This window comes from Methylobacterium sp. CM6246, from assembly GCF_054818005.1.
In genome coordinates this window covers 6,050,418-6,073,183 of sequence record NZ_JBTXKY010000001.1, presented here as the reverse complement: position 1 = coordinate 6,073,183, position 22,766 = coordinate 6,050,418, and the positions used below count along the sequence as shown (strand labels likewise).

The window sequence follows — 22,766 nt, the reverse complement described above, 5'->3', positions numbered from 1 at the left end:
GTCCGTATCGAGCGAGATCCGGCCGACTATTGAGGGTTGAGGGCTTCCACCAGCCATGTGCGTCCTCGTCGTCTGGAGTGTGTGAGATGGACCGGCCCGTGATCCGGTCCGTCAGTGCGGCGTGGTCTGGTCAGGCGCTTTGTCCTGCTGGTCCGATGCGGCGCCGCTCTGGCTGGGGGAGCCTGCCGGGGCGTTGTCGGCGCTGGCGCCATGAACCTGCACGCGGCGCGTGCGCCGCTGTGCCCCGCTCTTCGGGAGCGTGATCGTGAGCACCCCGTTCGCGACACGAGCCTCGGCCTGCTCAGGATCGACACGGAACGGCAGTGCAAGCGCACGTTGGAACGTGCCGAAAAGGCGCTCACGCACCTGAATACTCTGCCGATCCTCCGCGTGCTCGATCTCTTTCACGGCGCGGATGATCAAGGTGTAGTCATCGAGCATCACCTCGACATCCGCCTCGCGAGCGCCGGGCACCTCGGCGGTGATGCGCACCTCACGCTCCGTCTCGGTCATAGTGATGTCCGGGACGAGGATCTTGGCGTCGAGCTGGTCGGCCGCACCTGCGGTTCCAGCGCCCGCGCCCGGCATATCCTCGAGCAGGCGGTTCATGTCGTGGTAGAGGGCGAGAAACGGCGGCAACAGCGGGCTCGGCACGCCGCGCTTGGTCGAACCGCCCGACCGCTGGAAGGCGACGGGTTCGCGAGACATAATATGGATCCTCCCTAAGCTTGGCAGGATACCGCCCGGCTTGCTTCCTCGGTCGAGCGGGCGGAAGACCATCGATTAGCGGGTGCTGCCCGTCTCGGCCCTGACGCGGATCAGTCTGACTTCAGGATCGGCCGCGCGCCGACGATCCCGGCCCCATAAGGCCGGCGGTAGCGTCAGGCTACACCGGCAAGGCTGGCAGACATTCGTTCACGACCAGCCGCACGCCGCCGGCCTGATCGGAGCGGTCGAGCACGACCGCGATGCCAGAGATCTGATCCCGAGATCGGTCCGTTTCGGGGACCGAAACCGCCAGCCTCCAGCGCGAACGGCGGCGATACGAGCCGGAAGGCTGCCGCGGGATGCGCCCGTCCCGTCGCGCGAAGATCTGACGTCGCCGCCATCCGCACCCCGCGAAGTGATCGCGGAAATATCCCGGACCTGGCCGCATCCGCGCGAGCGTCACCCCATTCGGCTCGCGAGCCTGTCCGGGCGGCATGCGGGCGAAACTGCACTGGGCTGACACGCGTCAGGGCAGTGGGCGCAGACCGCAGCAAAGTTTGTCTTCCGCTTCGCCCACTCAGGGGAGGCTAGCCCCGTAATCAGCGAGCGGAGATCTCGGCGGGGAGCGCCAGAGCCACCCTAGCCGCGGTCGCTTCCGCAAACAGGTCGCACGATGACGCCGGTCAGGGCGCCCTCAACCCCGCGCCGATACTGAGCGCGGCTCGCGTTGGGCTCACTCCGCCGTCGACAAAGGGCTCCGATTCCCGTCCGCCACACAGGAGGCACGACAATGGCCAGAGCGCCCGCGAGTCCACCGACCGCGGCCCCGCCGAGCGCAGCCGCGACGAAGCCGGCCGCTACAACCGGTCCGACGCCCGGGATGGCAAGCGCGGTGAGAGCCGCGAGCGCGGTCACGCTGCCGCCCACGACGCCGCCCACCGCAGCGCCAGCGACCGCCGGGTTCCGAGCGCTCCCGTCGAGACGCTCGGCCTGTTTCGTGTCCGCGTCGTTCGATACCAAGCTGATCTCGACACGGTGCAGGCCGGCGCGCTCGAGCGCCTGGACCGCCGTCGCAGCCGTCTCTTAGTCCTCGAACAATCCGGCGACGGCAACCACATTCTCGGCCATCGAAGCACCCTCTCGCGGCAGCCCTGAGAAAATCCGGTCCGGTCGAGACTGACATTTCGCGGCGCGCGCGCATTGACGCGCGTCAGTGCGCAACGCGACGATGCGGTGTCAGACATGCGGGGCACACCCCCTCGTACCGCAGAGAATGCTGTCAACCCGGACGCGCTGTTCCGCCGCTTCGAGGGCATTCAAGGTGTCAATCCGTGTCGGGCCCAGCATTTATTTGGGAGCTGTAGGCAATCCTCTCACGGTAGGCTCAGAGGACCTGCAACGGACCGTCGCGCGGTCCGAGCCCATCGCTGGCACCTCGGAGAAGTCGCTACCGTACCCGGGAGGAATGGCCGCGCGACCTCAGGCCAGCTGTGCTCCTGGGCCACCTGTGCGGCTGCGGGTTTAGCGCCGTCGACCGCCCGAAGCCCGAGTTGCGACCCAGGCCTCTCGCTGCCCGGTCGTCCAGCGCACCATCGTGGGGCCCGGCAGGGCGTAGTAGATCAGCAACAGAATATAGATGCTGACGCTGAGATAGGGGGACACGAAGGCCAGAACGAAGGCGAGGCCGTACAGGAGCGGCACGAGCCGCCAATGCCAAGTCAGCGCGTAGCGACGATTCGCGTCTACGTTTGCTTTCACCAGTTTGGCCCGCTGGGCATGCTGCCACATGAAGCTGAACATCGTCCCCGCCAGACAGAGCGCGGCGCTGTAGAGAAGCGCTGCGACGCGAAGGTCGTTCGTGTCGGCACGCGCGTATTCCGCCATGAGCGCGGTCGTGAACGGAAGAATGGCGACGCAGAGCAGCAAGATCAGGTTCGTGAACAGCAGCACATGGTCGCTATGGCGCAGATAATGGAACATGGTGTGATGGTTGGCCCACACCACGCCGACCTGCAGGAAGCTGAGGACGTAGGCGGCATAGACGGGCCACTGCCGCAGCAACAACGCAGTCAGTTCCTCTCCGTGCCGCTCGGCTTCCCGCGGCACGCGGATGTCCAGGACCAGGAGCGTGATGATGATCGCGAAGACCCCATCGCTGAACGCTTCGATCCGTGCTGGCGAAGGCGCCTCGTCGATCAGCGTGAACGGAGCATCACCGGGAAGCTCGGATCGTTGCTGCAGCATGCCCTGTCCATAGTCTGTAGCGGCGTTTCGGGAATTGCGCCGCTTCCGGATCCGCCGGACTCGGCCGTCGCTCGGTCCGTCCGAGCCCCGATACTCATAGCGCTTCGCGAAATCTGTGTTTTACTCGCACTGTTGGGCCCATGATCCGCGAGCATCGGCAATCACGTCGGAAACGGTGTGTCACGGCGGCTCAGAAATCCATGCCCCCCAATCCACCACCCATGCCTCCACCCGGCATGGGCGGCGGTGGGTCCTTCTTGGGCGTTTCGGCGATCATCGCCTCCGTGGTGACGAGCAGGCCGGCCACGGAGGCCGGGTCCTGCAGGGCGGTGCGCACCACCTTCACGGGATCGACGATCCCGACCTCGATCATGTCAACGTAACGCTCGGTCTGAGCGTCGAAGCCGAATGTCGGCGAGTTACTTTCCATGACCTTTCCGACCACGATGGATCCTTCGACGCCAGCGTTGTCGGCGATCTGACGAATCGGAGCCTCGAGAGCCTTGAGGACGATCTTGATGCCGGATTGCACCTCGCTGTTCTCGCTCGTCAGGCCGCGGGCCGCCTCCTTTGCCCGGAGCAGCGCGACGCCACCACCGGGGACGATGCCTTCCTCGACCGCCGCGCGAGTGGCGTGCAGGGCGTCCTCGACCCGATCCTTCTTCTCCTTGACCTCGATCTCGGTCAAACCGCCGACGCGGATCACCGCGACGCCGCCCGCGAGCTTGGCCAGGCGCTCCTGCAGCTTCTCACGGTCGTAGTCCGAGGTGGTCTCCTCGATCTGCGCCTTGATCTGGCTGATCCGGCCCTCGATGTCGGACTTCTCGCCGGCGCCGTCGATGATCGTGGTGTTCTCCTTCTCGATCCGCACGCGCTTGGCGCGGCCGAGCATCGGGAGCGTCACGTTCTCGAGCTTGATGCCGAGATCCTCGGCGATCATCTGGCCCTTGGTCAGGATCGCGATGTCCTCGAGCATCGCCTTGCGGCGGTCACCGAAGCCCGGCGCCTTGACGGCCGCGACCTTCAGGCCACCGCGCAGCTTGTTCACCACGAGCGTGGCCAGAGCCTCGCCCTCGATGTCCTCGGCGATGATCAGGAGCGGCTTGCCGGTCTGGACCACGGCCTCGAGCACCGGCAGCATGGCCTGGAGCGAGGAGAGCTTCTTCTCGTGGATGAGGATGTAGGGATCCTCGAGCTCGGCGACCATCTTCTCCGGGTTCGTGACGAAGTAAGGCGAAATATAGCCGCGGTCGAACTGCATGCCCTCGACGACATAGAGCTCGGTCTCGGCGGTGCGGGCCTCCTCGACGGTGATGACGCCCTTGTTGCCGACCCTCTGCATGGCGTCGGCGAGCATACGGCCGATCTCCGGATCGCCGTTGGCCGAGACCGTGCCGATCTGAGCGATCTCATCGTTCCTGGTGATCTTGCGGGCGTTCTTCTCCAATTCCCTGATAACCGCCGTCGTCGCGAGGTCGATGCCGCGCTTCAAATCCATCGGGTTCATGCCGGCGGCGACGTACTTGGCGCCCTCGCGGACGATGGCCTGGGCCAGAATGGTCGCGGTGGTGGTGCCGTCACCCGCGATGTCGTTGGTCTTCGAGGCCACTTCGCGCACCATCTGGGCGCCCATGTTCTCGAAGCGGTCGGAGAGCTCGATCTCCTTGGCGACCGTCACACCGTCCTTGGTGATGCGTGGGGCGCCGAAGCTCTTCTCGATCACGACGTTGCGGCCCTTCGGGCCCAGCGTCACCTTCACCGCGTCGGCGAGGATGTCGACGCCGCGCAGCATCATCGCGCGCGCTGTGACGGAGAACTTGACTTCCTTGGCAGCCATGATTCCGCTCCATAAGCCAGATTTTCAATCTTGGTTGTGCGGAAGGCGCGATCTAATCGACAATGACGCCGATGATGTCGGACTCCTTCATGACCAAGACATCCTCGCCATCGACGACCAGTTCGGTCCCGGACCATTTCCCGAAGATCACGCGGTCGCCGGCCTTGACGTCGAGGCCGACCATGTTCCCGTTGTCGTCACGTACACCCAGACCGACGGCGACGACTTCACCCTCCTGGGGCTTTTCCTTCGCCGTATCGGGAATGATGATGCCTCCCTTGGTCTTCTCCTCGGCACCGGTGCGCCTGACGACGACCCGATCGTGCAGCGGTCGGAGTTTCATCGTAAGCCTCCTCAATAGTCCGGTTCGGCTGTTTCTGCGTCGCGGTGACGTTCGGTCGAGCATTGCGCCCCGTGGCGCGAGGGCTCGGCGCGCCAACACCGCGATCGAGCCGTCGTTCAGACTGTCGGCGCCGGCCTTGTTTGTGTTGAGGGCACCCGGCGGGACCGGTCGATCACGCGTCGCGCCAGGCTGCCGTCACGTGAGGTAACGAAACTCCGGCAATTTACTCAGCTCGTCCTTACTGGCACCGGGCAGCACGATCTTTCCTTTCTCGTCATCAAGTTGCAGCCGCTCGAACGGGGTTGCAATCAGGTGACCGCCGAGCCCGAGGAATCCTCCCACCTGTATAACGGCGAATAGAACCTTATCTTTTCCGATGATGATATCGTCGATGCTGCCGATTTTCTCATCCTTGTCATTGACGACAGCGCTACCGTGCAGTTTCGTCGTACGCCAGCCTTTCGCCACTTCCTTCACGTCCACGCTGAGGAGGCGGACGACTTGAGAGAAGGCCGGCACGGCCACCCCGACCGTCGCGACACCGCCCGCGCACATGGCCGCCGCCACGAGCGTCGCGATGACGCGATGGCGCGCCCCGGCGGCATGACCCGAACGCTGAGGCCGAGACGCGTGGTGCAGACCGTTGTGCACCAGGGCATCCCGCCAAGCTGCGGCCGGTCGAACGTGGCGATAGAGGTTCATGAGACCACTCCCTGGAAACGGTGCTGGACACGGCGCGCGACCGAAACCGGGGTCATGGCCGCCGACACTCTCTGCAATCGAAGTTGTGCTTCCGCGATGGACCTCGCACATTGATCCACGTCAGACGGATGAGCGATTGTTCGCGGCCCCTGCCGGCGGCCGGCTTGGACGAACTTCGGAGGCTGACGGTCCCGGCGACGAGTACCGAGGCGGAACCAGTCCTCAAATATGCTCATGCCGCAATCGCGCGCGACGGGCCCCGCCGGGATCGGACCGATGCCGATCTGGATCGCCCGCTCCGGCCCGTGGGCCGTGCCGCACGAGCCGGACGCATTCGTCCGACAATCGCAGATCCCGTGTCGCGGTTGGGAAGGCCCCGGCCTTTAGCGCGAAGGCGCGGGCAAGCACACGGCAGGCGCCGGCGCCAAATACTGTCCTTCCGGTGACCTGCACCGTAATTGTCCTGCGCGCCGAAGCGTCACGCCATAGTGGGCTCGGTGAGAATGTAATCGATCATCGCAGCGAGCTCCCTCTCGAAATCGCCTCTGACCCTCTGACCATCGCCGCTGACCATCGCGGTGTCATCGGCCGCGCGGATCACATCATAGGACGGCTCTCTCAGAGCCAGAAGGATCGCACGTATGATCGCTGTGCGGTCGTCGGGCAAAACTGCGACGTGCCATTCGAGCGATCCAGCCTTGTTTGCTGCCTCGTACAGGTGCTTCATGTCAGGGGTCATCAGTCGTCCCCTTGTAACTCGCCAACGCGGTATCAGCCGAAGAGCGCCAGCGAGCACGGCCGAGAATATCGGCCCCTCGCGCAAGCCGATCCTGCGTCCCCATCCACCCTCCTCGCCGACAGACTTCCGCCTCGCATCGCCGGCCATCGCCGCGGTGGTCAACCGTTAAGAGGCAGACGAGTCCGCGCGGCATCACGGACAGGGCGTCCCGCTCGCGGGGCCGGACTCGACCGCGATCTCGATCGTCCGTCGCGGGAGCGTGAGCGGTGTCCGTGTACAATGCTCGGGCAGACACGGTCGCCGCTGAGACGATACGGCCGATACCCGACACCGCGCCGCTTGTCGGCGGAACCGCTCAGCGTGGCGTGAGGAAGCCGATCGGCTGGCGCTGCGGACCCTCCTGCCTGAGGGTGCGCAGCATCTCCTCGTAGTCCCTCTCCATCTCGGGGGTGACCGAGGGCCGGGTCTCGCGGACCGCCTGCTCGAAATGGTCGCGCTGCACCTGGGTCGCCTCCAGCGACGCGCGCAGGGCCAGCAGACCGGCGCGGCGGGTGAGATCTTCCAGGTCCGCGCCGGTGAAGCGGGCGGTGCGCTCCGCGATCGCGTCAAGGTCGACGTCCTCCGCGAGCGGCATGTCCCGCGTGTGAATGGTCAGGATCCGACGGCGACCGGCCACATCTGGAACCGGCACGTAGACGAGTTCGTCGAAGCGTCCCGGGCGCAGCAACGCCGGATCAAGCAGGTTGGGGCGGTTGGTGGCCGCCATCACGACGACGCCCTGCAGCTCCTCCAGCCCATCCATCTCGGCCAGGATCGTGTTGACGACGCGCTCCGTGACGGCGGGCTCGCCCAGCCCCCCACCCCGCGCCGGCGCAAGGCCGTCGATCTCGTCGATGAAGATCACCGTCGGGGCGACCTGCCGAGCCCGCTGGAACAGGCGTGAGACCTGCTGCTCGGACTCACCGTACCACTTCGACAAGAGGTCGGAGGATTTCGTCGCGACGAAGTTCGCTTCTGCCTCCCGCGCCACCGCCTTGGCCAGCAGTGTCTTGCCGGTGCCCGGTGGCCCGAACAGGAGGAAGCCCTTGGCCGGGCGGATCCCGATGCGGCGGAAGGCCTGCGGCCACCGCAGGGGCAGCTCGACGCCCTCGCGCAAACGCATCTGCGCCTCGGCCAGCCCCCCGACATTGTCCCAGGTTACATCCGGCACCTGGATCATGATCTCGCGCAGCGCCGAAGGCTGGATGCGCTTCATCGCCGAGAGAAAGTCGTCGCGCCGGACGCTCAGGCCCTCCAGGATCTCCGCTGGGATGCCGTCGCGCAGGTTCACCTCCGGCAAGATCCGGCGCACCGCGTCCATGGCGGCCTCGCGGACCAGCGCGCCGAGATCGGCCCCGACGAACCCGTAGGTGGTACGCGCCACGTCATCCAGGTCGACATCCTCGGCGAGCGGCATGCCGCGGGTGTGGATGCCGAGAATCTCGCGCCGGCCCGGCTGATCGGGCACACCGATGATAATCTCGCGGTCGAAACGGCCGGGACGGCGCAGGGCCTCATCAATGGCGTCGCGCCGGTTGGTGGCGCCGATCACCACGACGTTCTGGCGTGGCTCAAGCCCGTCCATCAGAGTGAGGAGCTGCGCGACGATGCGGCGCTCGACCTCGCCCGTCACCTGCTCGCGCTTCGGCGCGATCGAATCAATCTCGTCGATGAAGATAATCGAGGGCGCGTTCTGGGCGGCCTCCTGGAAGACTTCGCGCAGGCGCTGCTCGGACTCACCGTAGCGGCTGCCCATGATCTCGGGGCCGGCGATGTGGAAGAACCGCGCCTCGGTCTCATTGGCCACCGCGCGGGCGAGCCGCGTCTTCCCCGTACCGGGCGGCCCGTGCAACAGCACGCCCTTCGGCGGGTCGATGCCGAGGCGCTGAAACAGCTCCGGGTGGCGCAGGGGCAGCTCGACCATCTCGCGGATCTGATCGACGGTGTCGCCGAGGCCGCCGATATCGTCGTAGGTGACGTCGGCGCGCCGCCCATCTTTCGGCTCTTCGAAGAGCGGCCTGAGCTCAATCTCCGTTCCCTCCGCCACAAAGACGATGCCGCGGGGCTGCGTGGAGACGACCACGAGGCGGATTTCCTGCAGGCCGTAGGTGGGCCCTTCGAAATAGGGGCGCAGCTCCGGCGGGACGCGCGGGTCAGCTGCGGCGCGCGACTGGGTCGAGGTCGAGATGACGTCGCCCGACACGAGGGGGCGCCGGAACAGGGTGCGGCGCAGGGCCTCTCCCGACCCCTGGAGGCGCATGTTCTTCTGAGCCGGCGCGACCACGACGCGGGCGGCGGGTCGGATCTCGGCGGCGCGGATCTCGACATGGTCGCCGCTCGCCGTGCCGGCATTGACGCGCTGGAGCCCGTCGAGGCGGACGAGGCTCAGACCTTCGTCTTCATCGTAGGGACCGACCGCGATCGCCGCAGTGTGGCGCTTGCCGACGATCTCAATGACGGCGCCCTCGCGCAGGCCGAGCTGGGTCAGAGCCGCATGGCCAAGACGGGCGATGCCCCGCCCCGCATCCTGGGGGCGGGCATTAGCGACCTGCAATCTGAGGGTCTGCTCCTGGGCTTCAGCCATAGGAACTCCCGGTCGGGACGTTTGTCATCCCCACGCAGTCAACCGCTGGTGCCTAAGTTGGTTCGAGTCGACGCCTTGAGAAATACTTGCCGCGCCGCGGGAGCTGCCCCCCCGGCTCTTCGGTTCCGATGCGCTTGGCGACTTACATGACCGGCAAGATGCTCAACTGGAAGCGACCGATCGCCGAGCAGAGCTCGGCGTGACATTTCCCACAAGTGGGCGGCCAAATGGAGCTTCAGCGACTTCGTGTTCCAGAGTGACTTCGATCGCGTCTCCGATCTGGGCAAGATCGGGAGCGGGGTCGGAGAGAGCTTTGATAGCGTCGCGGCCCTCGTGAGCGCCATTCAAAGCCTGCACGTGGCGAAGGTGCTGCCGCTCTAGGCGCACCGGCATCTCGGCGACCGGTTGGGAGCGATCCGACGCTCGATGGAGCGGCCCGGTAAGCGCCCCATTCTGAGGCGGACGTGTGGGGCAAGAGGTCGAATGGTGTGTAGGGCGGAAGGCGAGATAGGCATAGCGCCTAAAAGCGAACTCTCGGCCATGCATCCAAGACGACCGCAGCAGCTGAGTCACCCCGTCGGCGACAGCGGACAGCCGCGCAGGCGTCTCAGCAGTCTCTGGAACAGACAAGAAAATTGATTTCGGCAGAATGGCCAAGCCCTTGTGCCGAGCGTGCCGAGAGATGCTCACCAACGAACGCGTCGGGCTGCCACGTGTTCAGCAGCCACGGCACGCGCGCCCCCGCCATCGGCTCGGCATAGAGGTAGCCCTGCGCGTAGTCACACCCCATGGCCGCGAGGTGCTGCGCCTGCCCCACCGTTTCCACACCTTCCGCCGTGGCCGTCATCCCGAGGTTCCGGCCGAGGCCGATCACGGCCGCCACGATCGCCGCGCTGTCCGCGTCCTGGTCCAGATCGCGCACGAAGCTCCGGTCCACCTTGATGTGATTGACCGGGAACTGCTTCAGGTGCGTAAGCGAGGCGAAGCCTTTCCCGAAATCGTCGAGCGCGATGCTGATGCCGTGGTCGTGCAGGCGTGCGAGGGTCGCGGGAAGGGTCTCCGCGCCGTGTCCGAGGAACACCGTCTCGGTGATCTCGACCTCGAATTGTGGTGCGGGGATCCCGAAGCGGTTCAGGATATCGAGGATCAGGCCGGCCAGATCGGGCTTGCGGAACTCGGCCGACGCGAAGTTCACTGCGACGCGCCTGAAGGGGAGGTCCTGCTCGTTCCAGGACCGCATGTCGGCCGCCACCGTTTCGAGAATGGTGTCGCCGATCGCGGTGGACAGCTCCGGATCCTCGAAGGCCGAACCGAAATAGCCCGGTGTCAGCAGACCCCTCTCGGGGTGGCGCCAGCGTGCCAGCGCCTCGAAGCCGACGATCCGGCCGGTCGTGATGCAGACCTTCGGCTGGTAGTACGGCACAATCTGCCCGGCCGCGAGGGCGGCGCGAACCTCGGCGGCGATCCGTAGCCGGCGCAGCACGTCCACGTGCATCGAGGGCGAGAACGCAACGACACGGTCGCGGCCCCGCAGCTTGGCCTGGGTCAGCGCGAGGTCGGCGTCCTTGAGAAGCTCGCGCCAATCGGCGTGCTGATCCGGGTAGGCCGCCACGCCGACGCTGGCTTGGCAGGTCAGCGTATGGTCCCGGATCCGCAAGGGCTGCCGCAGGCGCTCGATCAGCGTTTCCGCGTGCTGAACGGCGTGGGACAAGAGCAGCGGGTCGACGAGAATGAGGGCGAACTCGTCGCCCGTCAGCCGCGCGAGCGTATCGCAGGGGCGCAGGCCGTCCCGCAGGCGATCGGCGACCGCGCAGATCACGGCATCGCCGACGTCGTGGCCGAGGGTGTCGTTCAGGGCCCTGAGACGATCGAGGTCGATCAGCAGCAGGCTCACGCAGGTCCCGTCCCGCTCCGCCTCCGAGAGGGCCGCCTCGATCCGTCCGCGGAACAGTTGCCGGTTCGGCAGACCCGTGAGGGCGTCGAGGTTGGCGGTCCGCCACAGCTTCTCCTGCGCGAGCTTGCGTTCCGTGACGTCGAAGGTGATCCCCACGATCCGATCCGCATCGACCCGCTCGACCGACGAACACAGCCATTGGAGGCGGCCGCCAGGTGAGACGTACCGGAACTCGTGCTCCGCGCGCGCCTCGCCCAATCGGATGAAATCCGCCATGGGCGCCCGGTCGTCCGGGTGTACGAGATCGAGGAACTCCGATTGCCACGGGGCGGGCAGACCGAGGACCTGCGGGGCGTTCTCGGATCGGGTGCTGCGCCCCGTCGTGAGGTTGTGCTCCCACGCCACCATCCTACCGGCACGCAGGGCCAGACGCAGCCGCTCCTCGCTGGCGCGGAGCGCGGACAAGGCCTGCCGCTGCTCGGTCATATCGCGGACCGCACCGACCATCCGGATAGGCCGCCCTCCGGCATCGCGGACGACGAAGGCTTGGTCGATCACTTCCGTGTAGACCCCGTCGTCCCCGCGGTAGCGGTACGCGGCCTGCCACCGATCATCCGTGCCTTCGACGGCGGCGGCAAAGCCGGTGAGCACGCGCGCACGATCCTCGGGATGGATCCGAGCCCCCCAACGCGACCGCGACGGCTTGCTCGCGTCATCCGTGTAGGTGAGCACTTCGCCGGTCGACTTGATCCAGGACACATCGTCCGACGCCACGTCCCAGTCCCAGATGCCGTCCTGCGTGGCGCGCACGGCCAAGCGGTACCGCTCCTCCTGGACCCGGATGGTCTCGGCGGCCTCATGCCGCTCGTGGATGTCGGTGATCGTGCCGACCCATTCCCGGACCTGACCGGCCTCGTCCTTCAACGGGACGGTCCGGCCCAGGACCCAGCGATACTGGTCCTGCCTATGGCGGACCCGGTACGTGGCCATGCCGGCCTGCGCGGTGGCCCTGATGGCATGCCATGTCGCGGTGACCGCCTCCCGATCGTCCGGATGCACGGCCTGCAGCCAGCCGAGCCCGAGAGAGGCGTCCGGGCCCTGTCCCGTGTAGGCCGCCCAGCCGCTGATCTCGACGAGGCCGCTGGCCGCGTCCGCGCGCCAGACCATGGCGCCCGTGGCCTCGATCAGCGCCTGATAGCGCCGCGCCGTCGTTTGCAGATCGGCCTCCAGCGCGACCTGGGCTGTGATGTCCCGGGACACGGCCAGAATGCGCCTCGGGCCGGATCGGTCGCCCGGAAGCGAGCTGAGGTTGACCGCCCACCATTTCGGCTGCCCCGAGGGCGTCGGGCAGAAGCCGCGGAAGCTGGCGCCGTCCCCGGCCCTCACGGTCGCGAGGGCGGTCCAAGCCGCTTCGCGATCCGCCCCGTGCCAGAAGTCGAGCCAGGATCGTCCGAGAAGCGGCTCGATGTCCGCGATCTCCATCACGGTCCGGCCGCCGGCGCTCATGAAGAGGAGATGGCCCCCCGGATCGACGAGCGTCACGCAGTCGGTGCTGCTCGCGAGCAGGCCGCTGAACAGGGCGCCGAGCAGCCCGGGCCCGGACCGGGCCGGGCGCGCGCGATCCGTCGTTGGACCCAGTGCCTGCCCCTGATCGGCGCTGGCAGGTCCGGCCGCCTCGGGCCCGTACAGGTGATAGCCGCCGCGATGGGCGGCCTTGGCGCGGTAGAGCGCCTGGTCTGCGCGCGAGAACAGGCGGTCGGCGTCGAGTCCGTCGTCCGGCGCGCGGGCGATCCCGATGCTGAGGCCGATGCTCGCCGGATAGCCGTCGAGATCGACCGGCGCCGCGATCGCCGCCAGCAGGCGCTCGGCCAGCGCGACCGATTCCGAGACGTTGCCCTGCCTGGTCTGGATGATGACGAACTCGTCGCCTCCCAGGCGCGCCACCAGATCCTCGGCGCGCAGGACCCCCTTCAGCCGCTGCGCCACCGCGCACAGAAGGCTGTCGCCGGCCTGATGCCCCAGGGTATCGTTGACCGGCTTGAACCGATCCAGATCGAGGCAGAACAGCGCGAAGCCGTCGCCGCCCCGCTGTGTCCGCGCGATCGCACACGCAAGCTGCTCGCGGAAGTGGAGCCGGTTCGGCAGGCCCGTGAGCGGATCGTGACGCGCCATATGGGCCATCTGCCGCTCGGCTTCCTTGCGCAGGGCGATGTCGCGGATGACGGCGACGTAGCCGTCCGGCGCCCCCAGCGCCGGGTCGTAGGTCCGGTTGAACGAGACCTCGACCCAGACCCACGAGCCGTCCTTGCGGCGGTACCGCTGCTGGCTGACCGCTTGTTCGATCTGTCCGCACCCCACCTGATGGAGCAGGTGCGCGAAGGCTGCGGCGTCGTGCGGATGGACGAAGTCGATCGGCTTCGTGCCGATGAGGTCTTCCGGCTCGAAGCCGAGCAGCCGCTTCGCCGCCGGCGATACGTAGCGGCGCGTGCCGTCGCGGTCGCAGCGGACGATCACATCGGTGGCGTTGTCGGCCAGCAGCCGGTACAGCGCCGCGCTCTCGCGAGCATCGCGCTCGGCCCGGCCCATGCGCAGCAGGGTGACGGCGATCTCCGCCAGATTCCGAAGCTGGCTCTGCTGCTCGACCGTGAAGGTGCGCGGCACCCGGTCGATGACGCACAGGGAGCCGAGATGGAGGCCCGGGGCGAGCACGAGCGGCGCGCCGGCATAGAAGCGGATCTGCGGTTCGCCCGTGACCAGTGGATTCACGGCGAACCGCGCATCGCGTGTCGCGTCCTCGACCACCATCACCGCGTCGGACAGGATGGCGTAAGTGCAGAAGGATACGGCCCGCGGCGAGCCGCTCAAATCCAGGCCACATTGACCCTTGAAGCGCTGCTCGGTCTCGCCGACGAGGCTGACGAGGGCGATCGGGACTCCGAACAGCGCCTGCGCCGTCCGGCAGAGGGCGTCGAACCGCGGCTCGGGGGGCGAGTCGAATACGTCGAGGTCGCGCAGAGCCTTTAGACGACCGACCTCGTTGGGATCGACCCGGCCTTGCCCTACGAGGGACGGTTTTCCGAAGCTTCGGACATCCTTCTCCTGAAGGTTCCACGGCAGCTCATGGAAGCGCGCCTCGGGAAGACGCGGGAGATGACGGCCCGGGCGATCACGCCGAGCACGGCCGAGAACAGCCTGCTGTCGGCCAGCCTCGCGATGCTGACGCATCACACGGGCGATTTGAGTTCGGCCGCCGAAGCTCTTCTCGAACCGCACCTGCTCGACCTGATCACCTTGGCCGTCGGGCGGACGATGGCTCAGGACAGGGTGCGCACGTCGCGGTCCCGCTCCCTTGTCCGCGTGGAACTGCGGGCCGTGGTCGAAGCGCACTTGGCCGACCGGACCCTCGACGCCGGCTCGGTCGCCAGTGCGGCCGGGGTCAGCGTGCGATACGCCAATGCAGTGCTGGCGGATGAGAACACGTCGATCGTGCAGCTCATCCAGGCGCGGCGCCTCGCGCGCTGTTGGCAGGCCCTGGAAGATCCCAGGCAACGTGGCCGGACGGTCAGCGAGATCGCCTTTGGCTGGGGGTTCTCGGACATGACCCATTTCGGCCGCCGGTTCAAAGCCGCCTACGGCGTATTGCCCAGCGCGTATCGCCGCCGCGTCGGGCAGTAATACCGAACGCCCGCTCCGCTCGGCTTTCGATCCGGTGCCTGGATCCGGCTGATATGCGTCAGGGCCCGGGACCCCGGGACGTGGTTGCTGACCCCGACGCGGGGGCCGCCGAACGCCGGGATCGTCCGATGCTTCATGTTCAAGGCACAGCCGACCCGAGCGTCACGCCCGGATTCCGGCGCATGTTCGCCCCGGGCCGGCTGACGGTCGGCGTCTTCTTCCCCATAGAGGCCTTCCAGCGCGACCAGCCGACCATGCGCGACCAAGAGCGCCTGGCCGTCCAGGCCGAGGAACTCGGCTACGCAGCGCTCTGGACCCGCGACGTGCCCCTGCGGGATCCGAACTTCGGAGACCTCGGGCAGGTCTACGACCCGTGGGTCTGGCTCGGGTGGATCGCCGCGCAGACGCGCGCGATCGCCCTGGCGACGGGGTCGATCGTCCTGCCCCTGCGCCACCCGCTCCATACCGCTAAGGCCGCCGCCTCCGTGGACCGGTTGTCGGGGGGCCGTTTCGTCATGGGGGTGGCCTCGGGTGATCGGCCGATCGAATTCCCGGCCTTCGGCGTTCCCTCGGATGCGCGCGACGTCTTGTTCCGCGAGAGCCTCGTCGTCATCCGCAAGGTCCTCGAGGAGTCGTTCCCCACCCTGCGCTCGCGCTTCGGTGAGATGCTCGGCACCGTCGACCTCGTGCCGAAGCCGATCGGGCGGCTGCCGATCCTCGTTACCGGATCGAGCCGGCAGAGTCCGGAGTGGATCGCCGAACATGCCGACGGCTGGATCACCTACCCGCGCTCCCTCGAGCGCCAAGCCGACCTCGCGGCCCGGTGGCGGGCCACCACTGCAGCGGTGGCGCCGGGCCGGTTCAAGCCCTTCGCCCAATCCCTCTACGTCGATCTGCACAGCGATCCGGACCACCCGCCGCAACCCATTCACCTCGGGTTCCGCAGCGGTCGCAAGGCCCTGCTCGGCTTCCTGGTCGCGCTCCGCGCGATCGGCGTCCACCACGTGATCCTGAATCTGAAGTACGGCGCCCGCAGCGCGGACGACGTGCTCGAAGAGATCGGCCTCGAAGTGTTACCGCAGTTGACAGTTTTAGAGCCGTGCCCGATCGCGGTGCAACGCGATCTACAGCAGGGACGCCAGCTTCACCGAACGCGGCGCGAGCCCCCTCTCCCGCACGGGAAAGGGCTCTCGTCGCACCCGCCAGGCCGGTCCGACGCACGATCGTCGTGTCCCGTACGCGATGCAATCGGGAGCGGATCTGAGTTCTTCAAGACGCCCGTTTTCGCAGAAGCAGTATTCGCTTCGGCGCCGCGTGCTAGCTCGCATCGCGCATCAGGTTGCCGTTCATGCGCTTGAGGGCGACCGGATTGAGAAGGGTGACGTAGCGTCCGCGCGTGGCGATCAGCCCGTCGAGGCGCAGCGTGGTGAACGCCCGGCTGACGGTCTCGCTCGAGAGGCCGAGATAATCTCCGATGTCGGTGCGCGACATCGGCAACGCGATCGATCGACCGGCCGAAACCCTGTCCATGAGGTCGATCAAGAAGTACGCGAGCTTCTGAGCGGCGCTGGCGCGGCCGAGCGCCGAGAGATCATGGGCGCGCTCGGTCATCCGCAGCAGCCATGACAAGAGTTCGTTCGCGATCTGCGCGTCCGATATGGCAAGCGCGTCCAGCCGAGAGCGGGAACAGCGCACGGCCCGCGTCTCGCTGACCGCCTCGGCCGAAGAGGCATGTAACGGGGTCCGCTCCAACCCGAAGAAATCCCCGGATAGATAGAAACCGCGCACGACCCGATTTCCATCGCAACCGATGTTGACCGTGCGGATTATCCCGGCAACCACCCAGTATACAGCATCTGCGATATCGCCTTCGGCATAGAGGGTCGCGCCGGGCGAGAAATGCTCGGCCCGTCCGAGGGGGATGGTGCGCGCCAGCGTGAGATCGCCAGTGGCCTGGGCCAGAGCGGGCGGCCATTGAACATGCGGGCCGGGAGCAGGCACGACGTGACCATACTGCAGCATGATGCTCCTCGCTCGCAATATCTCGAGATCTCCGAGATCGTGCATCGCTGCAGGTCTCACAATTCGGAGGGCACCTAGGGACTATCCCGGTTCCGTCGGTTCATCCTGCGACTCGGCGGCGACCTCGGGATCGGGGGGCACCGCGCGGCGAGGCCGACGCGGAGATCGCGCGCCGGGGACCGGCGCGGATGCGCGGAGGAGCGGCCCGATATCCGCCACCGGAACTGATGCGCGTCAGTGCCGAGACGCCCCGCCGCGTCGTCATATGCGCCCTGGTTGCCCCGCAGGCTGGCCGGGAGATTCTGGATGGGACACGTCTTAGCACCGGGAGTTACGGCGCCCGATTTCACGCTCCACGTTACTCCGGACCAGACTCTCTCGCTCGGCGATCTGCGCGGACGGCCCGCCGTTCTGGCGTTCTATCCCGCGGATTGGAGCCCGGTCTGCGGGGATCAGATGGCGGTCTACAATCAGGTGCTGCCGGAATTCCGGAGACACGACGCCGAAGTCGTCGGAATCTCGGTCGATAGTGCCTGGTGCCATCAGGCCTTCGCCGAGACGCGCCATCTCCATTTCCCCCTGCTCGCGGACTTCGAGCCGAAGGGCGCGGTCGCCCGCCAATACGGCGCCTACCGCGACGGCGACGGCGTCTGCGAGCGGGCGCTGTTCGTGGTGGATCGCGAGGGCCTCATCTTCTGGAGCTACCGCTCCCCGATCGCCGTCAACCCCGGTGCGGACGGCATCCTCGATGCGCTGGATCGACTCAAGACTCAGGAGAAAAGCGATGGCCGAACACAAAGTGCCGGTGTCGTCGGCTGACCATGCCCGGGGTGGTGCCGCGGGGCGAGTGGTGCTCGTCGAGTACGGCGACTACGAATGTCCCTATTGCCGCGCTGCGCATGGTGAGGTCCTGCGGCTCGGCAAGCACTTCGGCGACGACCTCACCTACGTGTTCCGCCATTTTCCGCTCACCGAAATCCACCCGTTCGCGGAGCCGGCTGCGGAGACCGCCGAGTTCGCGGGGGCCCAGGGTCGGTTCTGGGACATGCACGACGCGATCTACGCGCATCAGGATCAGTTGAGCCTGCCCTTCCTCGTGGGCGCAGTCCGGGCGCTCGGCCTGTCGGTGCGCGATTTCGAGGTTGCCCTCGAGGCGAAGACCTATGCCCCGAAGGTCGCGCAGGACTTTCTGAGCGGCGTTCGGAGTGGCGTCAACGGGACGCCGACCTTCTTCATCAACGGCCATCGGCACGATGGTCCGTTCGACTACCAGCATCTGGCGGCTGCCATTCAATCGGTGCGGTCCAGGCCGTAGCGCGCGGTGTAGGCGGTCAGCCCCACGCAGCCCGCGGCCCACCGCAACGCACATCGACCCGGCCGCGATCTCGATCGGTCTGCACAGCACGGACAGGAAGGAGTATTTCCCATGGCAAAGGCGATCGGCATTGATCTCGGCACGACGAACTCCTGCGTCGCGGTGATGGACGGCAGCAAGGCCAATGTCATTGAGAACGCCGAGGGCGGTCGCACGACCCCATCGGTGGTGGCCTTCACGGAATCCGGCGAAGTTTTGGTCGGGCAGCCGGCCAAGCGGCAGATGATCACGAATCCGGAAAACACCGTTTTCGCGATCAAGCGGCTGATCGGGCGACGTTACGACGACCCGATCACCAAGAAAGACATCGGGATGGTGCCCTACCGGATCGTATCCGGGCGGAACGGCGACGCCTGGGTCGAGATCAAGGACAAGACGTACAGCCCGAGCCAGATCTCCGCCTATATCCTTCAGCGCATGCGGGAGACCGCCGAGCTGAAGCTCGGTCAGTCCGTGACGCAGGCGGTCATCACGGTCCCGGCCTACTTCAACGACGCCCAGCGTCAGGCCACCAAGGATGCCGGCAAGATCGCCGGCCTCGAGGTGATGCGGATCATCAACGAGCCGACCGCTGCCGCGCTCGCCTACGGCCTCGACAAGAAGGGCAGCGGCCGCGTCGCGGTCTACGACCTCGGCGGCGGCACCTTCGACGTGTCGATCCTGGAGATCGGCGACGGCGTCTTCGAGGTGAAATCCACCAACGGCGACACCTTCCTGGGCGGCGAGGACTTCGACAACCGCGTGGTCGAATACCTCGTGGCGGAGTTCAGACGAGAGCAGGGCATCGACCTGACCAACGACAAGCTCGCTCTCCAGCGTCTGAAGGATGCCGCCGAAAAGGCCAAGATCGAGCTGTCCTCGGCGACCCAGACAGAGGTGAACCTGCCCTTCATCACCGCCGATCAGGCCGGGCCGAAGCATCTGAATATCAAGCTCTCTCGCGCCAAGCTCGAAGTCCTGGTCGACGACCTGATCAAGCGCACGATCGGACCGTGCGAGGCCGCGCTCAAGGATGCCGGGCTGCAACCGTCCGACATCGCGGAGGTCGTCCTCGTCGGCGGCCAGACGCGGATGCCGAAGGTGCAGGAGGTGGTCCAGACCCTGTTCGGGCGCGAGCCGCATCGCGGCGTCAATCCCGATGAGGTCGTGGCCATCGGCGCCGCGATCCAGGCTGGCGTGCTCCAGGGCGACGTCAAGGACGTGCTGCTGCTGGACGTGACCCCGCTGTCGCTCGGCCTCGAAACGCTCGGCGGCGTGATGACCAAGCTGATCGAGCGCAACACCACCATTCCGACGAAGCGCAGCCAGACCTTCTCGACGGCCGAGGACAACCAGAGCGCCGTCACGGTCCGGGTCTTCCAGGGCGAGCGCGAGATGGCGGCCGACAACAAGATGCTCGGCCAGTTCGACCTCGTCGGCATCCCGCCGGCGCCCCGCGGCACGCCGCAGATCGAGGTGACCTTCGACATCGACGCCAACGGCATCGTCAACGTGACGGCCAAGGACAAAGCCAGCGGCAAGGAACAGCAGATCCGCATCCAGGCCTCGGGCGGGCTGGATCAGAGCGAGATCCAGCGCATGGTGCGGGAAGCCGAGGCCCACGCGGAGGAGGACAGGCGGCGCCGGGAACTGGCCGATGCCCGGAACCAGGCCGATGCCGCGATCTACACAGCCGAGCGCAGCCAGCAGGAGGCGGGCGAGCGTGTTCCGAGCGACCTGAAGAGCGAGTTGCAACAAGCGATTACGGCTTTGCGCGCGGCGATCGGCGGCGAGGTCGTCGACCGCATCAAGCAGGCGACCGAGCGCCTGTCGCAACTGGCGCAGCGCTTGGCTCAGGTCCTGAGCGCGCCGCCCGAAGGTCACGAGGCCGGTGCAGGCGGCGGCGGGAGCGGCCCGCAGCCCGAGGTCGTCGACGCGGAATTCGAGGAGCACGGCCGGCAGAACCAGGGCGCGCACTAGAGGCGTGCGACGCCGCGCCGTCAGCGTCCATCATCCGGGGTGAGCGATGCAGATCGACACGTATACCGATCATCTCAAGGGCGCGATCCAGGCCGCCCAGAGCCTGGCCCAGCGCACGGGCCATCAGCGGCTCACGCCGCTCCACCTCCTGAAGGCGCTGCTCGACGACGCGGACGGCTTGGCCAAGTCGTTGATCCGGTCAGCGGGCGGCCGCCCCGAGGCGCTCGCGTCGGATCTGGACCGCGAATTGGCCAAGCTTCCGAGCGTCGAGGGCTCCGGTGCCGGCCAGATCTTCATGGCACCTGAAACCGCGCGCCTGTTAGACCAGGCCGAGGAGCGGGCGCGGGCGGCCGGGGACAGCTTCGTCACGGTCGAATACCTGCTGCTCGCCCTGGCCGAGACCGCGGACGGTGCGAGCTCGCGCCTCCGCGAGGCCGGTGTGACACCGGAAGCCCTCAAGACCGCCATCGCCGAGCTCCGGAAGGGGCGCCGGGCCGACAGCGCGTCAGCCGAGGAAGGCTACGAGGCCCTGCGGAAATACACGCGCGATTTCACCGAGGATGCCCGCCAGGGCAAGCTCGATCCGGTGATCGGACGCGACGGGGAGATTCGTCGCGCCGTCGAGGTACTCTCACGCCGGACGAAGAACAATCCCGTGCTGATCGGCGAGCCCGGCGTCGGCAAGACCGCGATCGTCGAAGGTCTGGCCCAGCGCATGGTCAACGGCGACGTGCCCGACACCTTGAAGGATCGCCGTCTCCTGTCCCTCGATCTCGGTTCGCTCCTGGCTGGCGCGAAGTACCGGGGGGAGTTCGAGGAGCGCCTGAAGGCTGTCCTTCAGGAGGTCTCGGCTTCGGGCGACGTCATCCTGTTCATCGACGAGCTGCACACCCTCGTCGGCGCCGGAAAGGCCGAGGGGGCGATGGATGCCTCCAACATGCTGAAGCCGGCCCTGGCCCGGGGCGAGTTGCATTGCATCGGTGCCACCACCCTGGATGAGTATCGCAAGAACATCGAGAAGGATGCCGCGCTCGCCCGCCGCTTCCAGCCCGTGTTCGTGGGCGAGCCCTCCGTCGAGGAGACGATCTCGATCCTGCGCGGCCTGAAGGAGAAGTACGAGCTCCATCACGGCGTGCGGATCACCGACAGCGCGATCGTCGCGGCCGCCACGCTGTCCCACCGCTACATCGCGGACCGGTTCCTGCCCGACAAGGCGATCGACCTCGTCGACGAGGCCTCGAGCCGGCTCCGGATCGCGGCGGAGTCGAAGCCCCGGGAGCTCGACGAAATCGACCGCCGCGTGATCCAGCTCAAGATCGAGTGGGAGGCCCTGAAGAAGGAGACGGATCCGGCCGCCCGGGAGCGCCTGACCAAGGTCGAGGATGAACTCGGCACCTTGGAGACGAAGCAGGCCGAGCTGACCGCTCAATGGCAGGCCGAGAAGGCGAAGCTCGGCGAAATGAAGCAGATGAAGGAGCGCGCCGAGCAGGCCAAGATCGAACTCGAGCAGGTGGAGCGGCGAGGCGACCTGACCCGCGCGGGCGAACTCCTCTACGCCGTGATCCCGCAACTGGAGCAACGGCTCGCGGGCGCGATGCAGGCGAGCCAAAGCCGTTTGATCAAGCAGGAGGTGACGGCCGAGGACATCGCCTCCGTCGTCGCGCGCTGGACCGGCATTCCCGTCACGCGGATGCTCGAAGGCGAGCGCGACAAGCTGATGGCGATGGACGACAAGCTGAGCCAGCGCGTGGTCGGCCAGGGACCGGCGGTCGTGGCCGTGTCCGACGCGGTCCGGCGGGCCCGTGCGGGCTTGCAGGACCCGAACCGGCCGATCGGCTCCTTCCTGTTCCTCGGGCCGACCGGGGTCGGTAAGACCGAGTTGTGCAAGGCGGTGGCCGAATTCCTGTTCGACGACGACCGGGCGATGCTGCGGGTCGACATGTCCGAATTCATGGAGAAGCACGCGGTCTCCCGGCTCGTCGGCGCGCCGCCCGGCTATGTCGGCTACGAGGAGGGCGGCGTCCTGACGGAGGCGGTCCGGCGGCGCCCCTATCAGGTGATCCTGTTCGACGAGGTCGAGAAGGCGCACCCCGACGTGTTCAATATCCTGCTGCAGGTGCTCGATGACGGCCGGCTGACGGACGGGCAGGGCAACACGGTCGACTTCCGCAATACGATCATCGTCATGACGTCGAACCTCGGCGCCGAGTTCCTGGCCGCCCTGATGGAGGGCCAGCCGGCCGAGGCGGCCCGCGAGCAGGTCATGGAGGTCGTGCGCCGCGCATTCCGGCCGGAATTCCTCAACCGGCTCGACGAGATCATCCTGTTCAACCGCCTGGGCCGCGGCGACATGCGCCGGATCGTCGACATCCAGCTCGAAGGCCTCGAACGGCGGCTGGCCGAACGGAAGATCGTCCTGCAGGTCGAGGCGGCGGCCAAGGACTGGCTCGCCAATGCCGGCTACGATCCGGTCTACGGCGCGCGTCCCTTGAAGCGCGTGATCCAGCGCCATCTGCAGAACCCGCTGGCCAAGATGCTCCTGACGGGTGCGCTCAAGGACGGCGAGCCGGTTCCGGTTTCGGTCGTCAACGGCCAACTCGCCGTCAGGGGCGCGAGCCTGGCTCAGGCGGCCTGACACCACCCGC

16 protein-coding genes are annotated in these 22,766 nt (G+C 67.2%); 7 read left to right on the top strand and 9 right to left on the bottom strand.

The window, feature by feature from the left end:
* Positions 1-111 precede the first annotated feature (111 nt).
* The 7 genes from ACYQPG_RS29310 to ACYQPG_RS29280 all read right to left on the bottom strand — a co-directional run bounded on the left by ACYQPG_RS29310 (position 112) and on the right by ACYQPG_RS29280 (position 9,196).
* A complete protein-coding gene (locus ACYQPG_RS29310; protein WP_461232350.1) occupies positions 112-708 on the bottom strand; it encodes an Hsp20/alpha crystallin family protein in 597 nt (198 codons plus the stop codon).
* A 1,521-nt stretch (positions 709-2,229) separates the two neighbouring features.
* Positions 2,230-2,952 (bottom strand): TMEM175 family protein, encoded by a 723-nt coding sequence (locus ACYQPG_RS29305; protein ID WP_461232349.1) that lies wholly within the window; start codon positions 2,950-2,952, stop codon positions 2,230-2,232.
* A 190-nt stretch (positions 2,953-3,142) separates the two neighbouring features.
* Complete coding sequence (gene groL, locus ACYQPG_RS29300) at positions 3,143-4,789, bottom strand: chaperonin GroEL (protein ID WP_461232348.1); 1,647 nt, start codon at positions 4,787-4,789, stop codon at positions 3,143-3,145.
* 52 nt (positions 4,790-4,841) lie between these two features.
* The gene (locus tag ACYQPG_RS29295; RefSeq protein ID WP_060768194.1) at positions 4,842-5,132 is read right to left on the bottom strand and encodes a co-chaperone GroES; all 291 of its coding nucleotides are present in this window, start codon (positions 5,130-5,132) and stop codon (positions 4,842-4,844) included.
* A gap of 195 nt (positions 5,133-5,327) precedes the next feature.
* Positions 5,328-5,834 carry a PRC-barrel domain-containing protein gene (locus ACYQPG_RS29290; RefSeq protein WP_461232346.1) on the bottom strand — a complete coding sequence of 169 codons (507 nt, stop codon included), beginning with the start codon at positions 5,832-5,834 and terminating at the stop codon, positions 5,328-5,330.
* Positions 5,835-6,312: 478 nt separating this feature from the next.
* On the bottom strand, positions 6,313-6,561 hold the full coding sequence (locus ACYQPG_RS29285; protein WP_461232345.1) for a hypothetical protein: 249 nt from the start codon (positions 6,559-6,561) through the stop codon (positions 6,313-6,315).
* Positions 6,562-6,928: 367 nt separating this feature from the next.
* Positions 6,929-9,196 carry a CDC48 family AAA ATPase gene (locus ACYQPG_RS29280; protein ID WP_461232344.1) on the bottom strand — a complete coding sequence of 756 codons (2,268 nt, stop codon included), beginning with the start codon at positions 9,194-9,196 and terminating at the stop codon, positions 6,929-6,931.
* A 246-nt stretch (positions 9,197-9,442) separates the two neighbouring features.
* Between ACYQPG_RS29280 and ACYQPG_RS29275 the strand changes: the two genes are divergently transcribed.
* Positions 9,443-9,577, top strand: a complete 135-nt coding sequence (locus tag ACYQPG_RS29275) for a hypothetical protein (RefSeq protein WP_461232343.1) — start codon at positions 9,443-9,445, stop codon at positions 9,575-9,577.
* A gap of 226 nt (positions 9,578-9,803) precedes the next feature.
* Here ACYQPG_RS29275 and ACYQPG_RS29270 read toward each other — a convergent pair whose 3' ends face one another.
* On the bottom strand, positions 9,804-14,105 hold the full coding sequence (locus ACYQPG_RS29270) for a diguanylate cyclase domain-containing protein (RefSeq protein WP_461232523.1): 4,302 nt from the start codon (positions 14,103-14,105) through the stop codon (positions 9,804-9,806).
* A gap of 39 nt (positions 14,106-14,144) precedes the next feature.
* Here ACYQPG_RS29270 and ACYQPG_RS29265 point away from each other — a divergent pair, with 39 nt between their 5' ends.
* A complete protein-coding gene (locus ACYQPG_RS29265; RefSeq protein WP_461232342.1) occupies positions 14,145-14,765 on the top strand; it encodes a helix-turn-helix domain-containing protein in 621 nt (206 codons plus the stop codon).
* 128 nt (positions 14,766-14,893) lie between these two features.
* Positions 14,894-16,123: an LLM class oxidoreductase gene (locus tag ACYQPG_RS29260; RefSeq protein WP_461232341.1), complete on the top strand. Its 1,230-nt coding sequence runs from the start codon at positions 14,894-14,896 to the stop codon at positions 16,121-16,123.
* On the opposite strand, the gene ACYQPG_RS29255 is transcribed toward ACYQPG_RS29260, so the two are convergent.
* Positions 16,083-16,787 (bottom strand): helix-turn-helix domain-containing protein, encoded by a 705-nt coding sequence (locus tag ACYQPG_RS29255; RefSeq protein WP_461232340.1) that lies wholly within the window; start codon positions 16,785-16,787, stop codon positions 16,083-16,085. The two genes, ACYQPG_RS29260 and ACYQPG_RS29255, sit on opposite strands and share 41 nt — an antisense overlap.
* A 306-nt stretch (positions 16,788-17,093) precedes the next feature.
* On the opposite strand from ACYQPG_RS29255, the gene ACYQPG_RS29250 reads away from it, so the two are divergent.
* The 4 genes from ACYQPG_RS29250 (at position 17,094) to clpB (ending at position 22,756) form a co-directional block, all read left to right on the top strand.
* Positions 17,094-17,606 carry a redoxin domain-containing protein gene (locus ACYQPG_RS29250; protein WP_461232339.1) on the top strand — a complete coding sequence of 171 codons (513 nt, stop codon included), beginning with the start codon at positions 17,094-17,096 and terminating at the stop codon, positions 17,604-17,606.
* Positions 17,572-18,102 (top strand): DsbA family protein, encoded by a 531-nt coding sequence (locus ACYQPG_RS29245; RefSeq protein WP_461232338.1) that lies wholly within the window; start codon positions 17,572-17,574, stop codon positions 18,100-18,102. The genes ACYQPG_RS29250 and ACYQPG_RS29245 overlap by 35 nt, the downstream gene beginning before the upstream one ends.
* 111 nt (positions 18,103-18,213) lie before the next feature.
* Positions 18,214-20,121, top strand: a complete 1,908-nt coding sequence (dnaK, locus tag ACYQPG_RS29240) for a molecular chaperone DnaK (RefSeq protein WP_461232337.1) — start codon at positions 18,214-18,216, stop codon at positions 20,119-20,121.
* Positions 20,122-20,167: 46 nt separating this feature from the next.
* Positions 20,168-22,756 carry an ATP-dependent chaperone ClpB gene (gene clpB / locus ACYQPG_RS29235; RefSeq protein WP_461232336.1) on the top strand — a complete coding sequence of 863 codons (2,589 nt, stop codon included), beginning with the start codon at positions 20,168-20,170 and terminating at the stop codon, positions 22,754-22,756.
* Positions 22,757-22,766: the final 10 nt, after the last annotated feature.